At 31.7% G+C, this 7,633-nt stretch carries 4 protein-coding genes and 1 pseudogene; 4 read left to right on the top strand and 1 reads right to left on the bottom strand.

Features of this window, described 5'->3' with window-relative positions:
• The first annotated feature begins 508 nt into the window (after positions 1-508).
• Both ACJDU8_RS24795 and ACJDU8_RS24790 read left to right on the top strand, forming a co-directional pair.
• Entirely contained in the window at positions 509-2,818 is a 2,310-nt protein-coding gene (locus tag ACJDU8_RS24795; protein WP_406794864.1) for a glycosyl hydrolase family 28-related protein, read from the top strand.
• A 397-nt stretch (positions 2,819-3,215) separates the two neighbouring features.
• Positions 3,216-4,460 (top strand): nucleotidyltransferase domain-containing protein, encoded by a 1,245-nt coding sequence (locus tag ACJDU8_RS24790; protein WP_406794863.1) that lies wholly within the window; start codon positions 3,216-3,218, stop codon positions 4,458-4,460.
• Positions 4,461-5,233: 773 nt separating this feature from the next.
• Here ACJDU8_RS24790 and ACJDU8_RS24785 read toward each other — a convergent pair.
• A pseudogene (locus ACJDU8_RS24785) lies at positions 5,234-5,503 on the bottom strand (integrase core domain-containing protein); the annotation flags it as partial.
• A 352-nt stretch (positions 5,504-5,855) separates the two neighbouring features.
• On the opposite strand from ACJDU8_RS24785, the gene ACJDU8_RS24780 reads away from it, so the two are divergent.
• Together ACJDU8_RS24780 and ACJDU8_RS24775 are read left to right on the top strand one after the other, a co-directional pair.
• Positions 5,856-7,034: an IS110 family RNA-guided transposase gene (locus ACJDU8_RS24780; protein ID WP_406794862.1), complete on the top strand. Its 1,179-nt coding sequence runs from the start codon at positions 5,856-5,858 to the stop codon at positions 7,032-7,034.
• Positions 7,035-7,382: 348 nt separating this feature from the next.
• Positions 7,383-7,633: transposase (locus ACJDU8_RS24775; protein WP_406794861.1), on the top strand; the 251-nt coding region annotated here is incomplete at its 3' end.

Here is a 7,633-nt window from a genome sequence, read left to right as displayed (position 1 = left end):
AATATTCAAATAAGGGTCTAAATTTAAGAGAAATGAAGAATTTATTAGATTCTGTCCAAAACGAGGGGGTTAATCCGCTCGTCTTGGGAAATATAAACGATATAAATTACACTGTGCTGCATCTGTAGCAGATACTATACTACCATTATCATTTTGCTTAACTACTTGTCTATGATAACCAAGTTTCAGATCTGCTCTATGAATCTCATATTAAACGTGCTCTTCTGTCGTACTTAATAGATGAATTCAATAAAAAAGAGCAAGGAATAATATCAAGAAAATATTCTTGGAATATTTGAAGATTCTAATACTAACCCATTTAATATAGTAAAAGCAGCAATTTTTAATACACCCAGTCCAATACATATGGCATCATATAAATTCTAGAGTATAAATTATGCAACTTAATTATTCAACAAGCTAAAATATATTTTGTAGCTAATCGACTTTTTTATGAAATGATCCATAATACATCTAATGTATAGTATATTAGTAAGGCGGTGCTAAATTGAGTAATGTAGATAAAATAGATGAATCAATGGCTGAAAGGTCTAGTTTGCAAGCTGATGATATAGATTACGCAAATTTAAAGTTTTATGGAGCAAAAGGTGATGGGGTAACGGACGATACAGGAGCAATAAAAAGTGCTATAGATTATATTACAAGTCTTGGTGGAGGAACTTTATATTTCCCCAATGGGATATATATAATAACAAATAATTTCTATATTAATTGTAGTAATTTTACGGTATGTGGGGAAGGAAATGGTTCTGTTATAAAGGCTCGTGGAGATATAAATGTTAACAGAGAAATATTTGCATTTAATACAAATGCTGATCAAGCTACTAATATAAATAGTAGATTAAAAAATATAACTGTAAAAGATGTAACTATTGACCAATCAGATGTCGAACCAAAACTTTATGAGTGGTCTGATATTCCTAGTTATGGAGGGTATGGGGCAATAAGAATTTCAAATAGCGATTGTGTTAAGGTAATGAATGTTAAGATGATTAATCCTGTATTTTATGGTATATCTAGTAAATGTTGCAGTGATATTTTGATAGAGGGAAATTCTATTGATGGTATGAAAAACTTGTATCCTGATGGAAGTGGCGGAGTATATGGAGGAAATGCCATAGATGTTGGAGGCTATTATACTAATGACGTATATTACGATTTTGAGCCAGGTAAAGTGAGGATAGTTAATAATTATGTTAAAAGTAGTAGAGTTAAAGTTCCGTTTATAACTCATACTTCTAAATATGGTCAGGGAGTAATATGGGAATATGCAAATATAGGTATACAGACTCAAATTGGGTCACATGCTTCTACTACACCAACACAAATAGATATTATAGTTCAAGGAAATGTGGTTGAAAATTGTATAAGTGGTATTGTTGCAGAAGGGCAGACTATAACAGGAGCGGGAGAAAGTATTATAAATGCAAATGCTATAAATGAATGCATATTTGGCATTATACTTTATCCCAATATTGGCTTGGGAGGAAATGATACTTGGGACAGTATTCATAACTGCTATAACACAATTATATCTAATAATAAAATTAAAAATTCATATATTTATGGAATTAGAGCAGTAGGAGAAAATGTATTAGTGCAAGGTAATCAAATTGCAGACTGGGGACTTGTTACTAAAACGATAAGCGATGCTTATAAAGAGGTAAGTGGGCCTAATGTAGCAACTGCTATTCTGATTGAGGGGTGTAATGAATCATATACAACGGGAATTTATAAAAATATAAGAGTTTCTAATAATATGTTAGCCATGACAAAAGCTATATTAAAAACATCATCTTATATAAAACAAATAGGAGGAATAAGAATATCAACAAGTAAACCTGGAGTAATATTATCAAATGTTGAGGTTTCTGACAACACTTTAGATGGAGCTAAAACTGATTTATCAACATCAGACCATTGTGCAGGAATTTATATAAGTGGTGTCATTAATAATTCCTCGGTGAAAGATAATTTAATTGATGGATTTGCTAATAGTGCTATTATAGTTAATACCTATGATGGAAGTACTGACTATTCTAAAACACCTTCAGAGCTAGAGATAAAGGAAAATAGACTTATTGATAACTCAAATGCTTATGCTGATAATGTGACCATAAGAATAAAATGTACAGGGGTTTCAGGATACTATATTCTGGGTAATTCATATATATTTACAGATACAAATAGGGATTATGCTTTTATAGAGTTAACCAATCCACTTGGCACTTGTACTACTAGTAATATAGTAATAAAAGATAATATCATAAATGATATGAAGTATAATAATGGAAACTATATTTATTTAAGTACAAAATCTGAAAATGTAAAAATTCTGAGCAATAAAGGATATAATAATAGATCTAGCTTATCAATGCCAAGTGTTAAAGTCCATAAGGGAACGATATTTACTTTTGATGTTTACGGCAATGGAAATCCAACTGGATTTGTGTGCACCACTACGGGAACAGGATGCAGTACAGCTTGGATAGCATCAACAGCTTATTTAGCTGGAAATTCCGTATATGCTAATAACAAAGTTTATAAATGTTCCGTTTCAGGAACCTCGGGGAGTACAGCACCATCTCATATCAGTGGAAGCGCTATTGATGGTACTGTTGTTTGGATTTATATAGATGTACTGGCTTTATTTGTTTACACGGGTCAGCAGGGATATAGAACGGCCGCAAACGTTAAAGGAAATTTTACGCCCATTTATGTGGGAGAGGTAGTTTATGATACAAGCACAGGAAAATGGTTAAAAGCATATGGAATGGCAAACACAAACTGGGCTTAATGTGATGGTTTGATAAATAGTTTTATAAATTTATAAGGGATAATATCAAAGTAGTATATATTACTTTGATATTATTCATATGTTATAAAAATCAAATTGTATCGTATTAACAAAAATGAGGTCAAATATTAAAATTTCACAATAAGAAAGTAAAAGTTATGTACTGGAATTTTTTAAAAATAAAGTTTTACTAGTTTAATAAAAATAAATAATGGATAATACCAAACCGTGAGGTATAGATATATCTTAGCAAAGAGAAATAAAGAAGGGTAGTATTACCCTTGTGAATGATAGCGTAAGTCAGATATAAGATATTTATTATAGCTCTTTTGTGGTTTATAAAAGATGCAAAATGAATTGGAATAGAGAAAATTAAAGATTATAGGGGGAGATTATTATGAACAATAACCAACGTATTCTAGTGTATCTTTTATCCGCAGCAATACGTGGAAAAAAGTTCAACAATAATGAAATAGATAATGTCAATTGGATTAGAGTTTTTGAAATGGCAAAGGAGCAGGATATATATACATTATTATATCCTATAATAAAGGATATGGATGATAAGTCTAGGCCACAAAATGACATTATGCTTGAATGGAAAAAGTCTACTATTTTAGCTACATTGATTCAGGTACAAAATATTAAAAAGATAGGTTCTTTATTAAGGGCTTTTAATGAAGCTGAAATACAAGTAATGGGATTAAAGGGATTAGTTCTCAGAAAACTCTATCCAGTAAAAGAGCTGAGACTTATGGGAGATATAGATATACTCATACATAGAGATGATTTAGATGAGGCAGAAAAAATTTTATTAAATCTCGGATATTTTGAGGATCATAGGGACTTGAAGCATATATTTTTTTTACATAAACATTTTCTTCCTATTGAACTTCATTGGCTACTATTTGATATGCAGATTAACAAAAACAGTAATTATGTAGAAAAGGTTATCTGGGAAAATACTGAAATAAGTAATATAAGTGGTGCAAATTTATTAATTCCTTCAGTGGAAAATCAAATTTTACACTTATGTGTACATATGGCTTGGCACTTTAAGTATGCAGGATTTGGATTTCGTCAGCTTTGTGATTTAGTAATTTTAGTTGAAGCAGAGGGACATAAAGTAAACTGGAATACTTTTTATGAAAAAGTTGAGAGGTGTAAAATTGAAAACTTTGTTGTTGCTATATTTGAAATTTGTAGAAGAATGTTTAATATGATTGTACCGAATAAATTAAACAACAAGAATCTAGAGATTAGCGAACATAGTGAATATATAGATATGATTATAGATAATATTTTTGCTGGAGGGGTTCATGGAGGAATTTATGGCAGGTCAAGTCTAGGTTTAGTAGACTATAATCTGTTATCCTATTATGAAAGTAATAGACAATCTGATAGCCTCAAGGGCAAATTCAAATATATGGTAGGTTTTCTTTTTCCAAGATCACATAGGCTTTCAAAAAGATATAACTATGCAAAAGAACATCCAATGTTTATACCTATAGCGTGGATGCATCGTATGATGTATGGCATCTTACGTAAAGATTTTAGTATGGAGCAGAAAAGCCTTCTTTTGCTATCGCGATCTAATTTTCTAAGAAAGCGGGCTGATTTATTTAAATGGTTAGAGCTGTAAATAATTATTTAACGTGAGTTGGAAAATTTAATTATAGTTTATGGTTGAATTTTTCCTATTATTCTGCCTTGATATCTATAAACATAGTAAGAATTTTTATCCACTGTCACTAAGTGAAAGTCTTCTTTGTTTATCATTTTGGCAAAACTACTTATTTGTTTTTAATGCTCTTATATACTGAAACCCATTTTTATTTGCTGCTTTTATAATTTTTTCATTACTGTACCAGCTATCTCCTAGGACAAATTCCTGATTTGGTGGGCTGGGTAAGGTTGAAATTGCATTTATGGTGATTTCGATTTTTGTAACTTTTTTATTGTTTTCGTTTACTTTATCATAAAGCGTTAGTTGATATGAAATTACAACATCATCGCATTGTAGTAAGATTCCTAGAACTTGACGACCATAAACTGTCTTACTTTCTAAATGCGATTTATGAAATGAACATTTTTTTATTGGACTCTTAGCCCGTGCCTAAGGCTTAGTTTTCATGCTAATAGTGTCATCTATAATCACATAAATAGGTTCACCTGTGTTTTGTGATAAAAATTTACCTATGAATGTTCTATGAGTTGAATGAAAACAATTTTTAGATATATGAGTTATTTTAAACTGAGTTCGATAAAGTAAACAAAAAAATTTTAGGTATAAAAAATCCCATCCTTTTGTTTTATTATATAAGTGCAAGCGAAAAAATAAAATAAAAGGATTGACCTTGCCTCAATAAAATAGACAGCAAGAATCCATAATTATCTCATTTTTTCTTAGTATTACTATGAAGCCTCCCCCATCATAAATGGAGGAATATATCCATTTGCTGAATGAGTCCTATGACGGTTATAAAATAACTCTATGTATTCAAAAACAGCTTTTTTAGCCTCTTCTCTGGTCTTAAAATTATAATCATTTAGCCATTTCATCTTGAGTTTACCCCAAAAGGATTCCATCGGAGCGCTATCATAGCAATTACCTTTTCTACTCATGCTGCATACAAAGCCATACTTTTTAAGTAGCTTTTGGTAGTCGTTACTAGCATAATCGACTAAAGAAAAGGGATTACTCCCTCTCCCTCGTCTAAGAACCGTACATGAGAGTTTCCCTCTCATACGGCTCAAGCATTTCTTCACCTTGTATAATGAAAACATAGGATTTTACATTATACATTTTCCTTTTTAAATATTTTTTGTATAATCCTTTTAGACGCTGTGGATTAGTTTCATCACCTATAGCAAGCTGTTCATTACAACTAGACTATTTCCGTAGAAGGCTCTAACCACAGCTCTATGTTTATTTGTTAATTAGTTAGATAACGCATGACATTTTATATATAGCAAGGATACATTTAACATAGAGTTCGTGGAACATAGCGTACTATTTTTATTAGGAGTTGTTATTATGATTTTTGTTGGTATTGATGTTGCCAAAAACAAACATGACTGTTGTATCATTGATTCTGATGGTGTCATTCTCTCTGATTCCTTACGTATATCCAATTCTCTTGAAGGGTTCAATTTCCTCTATTCTTCAATTATTTCACTCCTGCCTGATATGGATAGCTCTAACGTAAAAATAGGACTCGAATCAACAGGTCATTATAGCACTAACATCACTAATTATCTGTATTCTAAAGGTTTTAAAGTTACTATCTTTAACCCTTTATCTACTAACCTTTTTCGTAAGGCTGGAACCCTTAGGAAAACTAAAACAGATAAAACCGACTCCAAGGTTATAGCGACTATGCTCTTTTCTGATGATACAAAATCCTATTCACCTGTATCTTATCAGATTCAGGAGCTAAAGTCACTAACCAGACATCGCTATCGTATGATTGGCTATCGTTCCAAACTAAAACTATCTATTACCAGATTAATAGACATTATCTTTCCTGAACTTCCTGGTTTAGTTTGGTTTATCCATCAGAATTCTTCTTACATGATGCTTCTTGAATGCCCAACCCCAATTGAAATCAGCAGGTGTCATTTAACAAAGCTAACTAATATCCTGCAGAAATCTTCAAAAGGTAAATATGGTAAGGAAAAGGCAATTGCTATTAAAGAACTTGCTGCTAATTCTATTGGTTCAAGTATAAGATCGTTGGCATTTGAACTTCAGCAGACTATACGTCTTATCCAATCTCTCCAGAATGAAATTGATATATTAGATGAACAGATTAAAGCTGTGGTTCTTGAAATAGATTCTCCAATCATTACGATACCTGGTATCTCCTACACCCTAGCAGCAGTAATATTAGCTGAAATAGGCCATATTGTGCGATTCGATACTCCTGCTAAATTACTTGCCTTTGCTGGAATGGATCCGTCTACATACCAATCTGGAAAATATAATGCTTCCCATACACCCATGGTAAAACGTGGTTCTACGTATCTCAGGAGGGCTGTTATGAATGCTTCCAGACTAGTTGCCATGAGAGATATAACTTTTGCTGCTTATCTCAGTAAGAAACGTTCTGAGGGTAAACACTATTGTGTTGCAATAAGTCATGTAGGCAAGAAACTTCTGCGCGTAATCTACTACTTATTGCGGACTAATACTAAATTTATTCCTCAAATATAACCTTAGTAATTTTATATTTTTTTGAGAGCAACCTTGTTGCTCTATTTGTCATACACTTTTTTAACTAATAAAATAATTATGCAAAATATTCATTTTTATATTGACTTCATATAGTTAGTCTTCTAAGTGCAGGCTCCGATACTCATAAATCCATTGCTACGGAACTTATTGTTCGGCCTTTTCCTATCACCATTTTCACCGCACCTGCTTTGAACTTATCATCGTATCTATTATTATTACTACTCGTCTTTAGCACCTTCTCATGATTTAACTCTCTTAAGCCCCTAAATGGGTTTGGACAATTACATCTGTATTTATTATAATGTAGAAAGTGATTAGAGGTAAACTATGAAAGGAAAAAGTTATACGAAAGAATTAAAAGAAGAGGTATTAAGAGAAGTGAAAGAAGTAGGCAATGTTTCACTGGTATCAAGAAGGCATGGGATCTCAAAATCAACTATATTTACGTGGATAAAGAATTCTAAGGATGAGATTAAAGTTAAGCCTGGTAGAAAAGCTTTGGTTGAGGGAGAAAAAGAACTTGAAAATGAGTTAACAGAAGTAACAAAAGAGAATGATCATCTAAAAAAATTGTTAGG

The organism is Candidatus Clostridium eludens (genome assembly GCF_045310515.1).
GTDB classification, from domain to species: domain Bacteria; phylum Bacillota; class Clostridia; order Clostridiales; family Clostridiaceae; genus Clostridium_B; species Clostridium_B eludens.
This window is presented reverse-complemented; position numbering and strand designations above follow the sequence as displayed.

Coding starts and splice junctions, on each gene's coding strand:
- ACJDU8_RS24790 (WP_406794863.1), top strand. CDS start 3,216: ATGAACAATAACCAACGTATTCTAGTGTATCTTTTATCCGCAGCAATA.
- ACJDU8_RS24780 (WP_406794862.1), top strand. CDS start 5,856: ATGATTTTTGTTGGTATTGATGTTGCCAAAAACAAACATGACTGTTGT.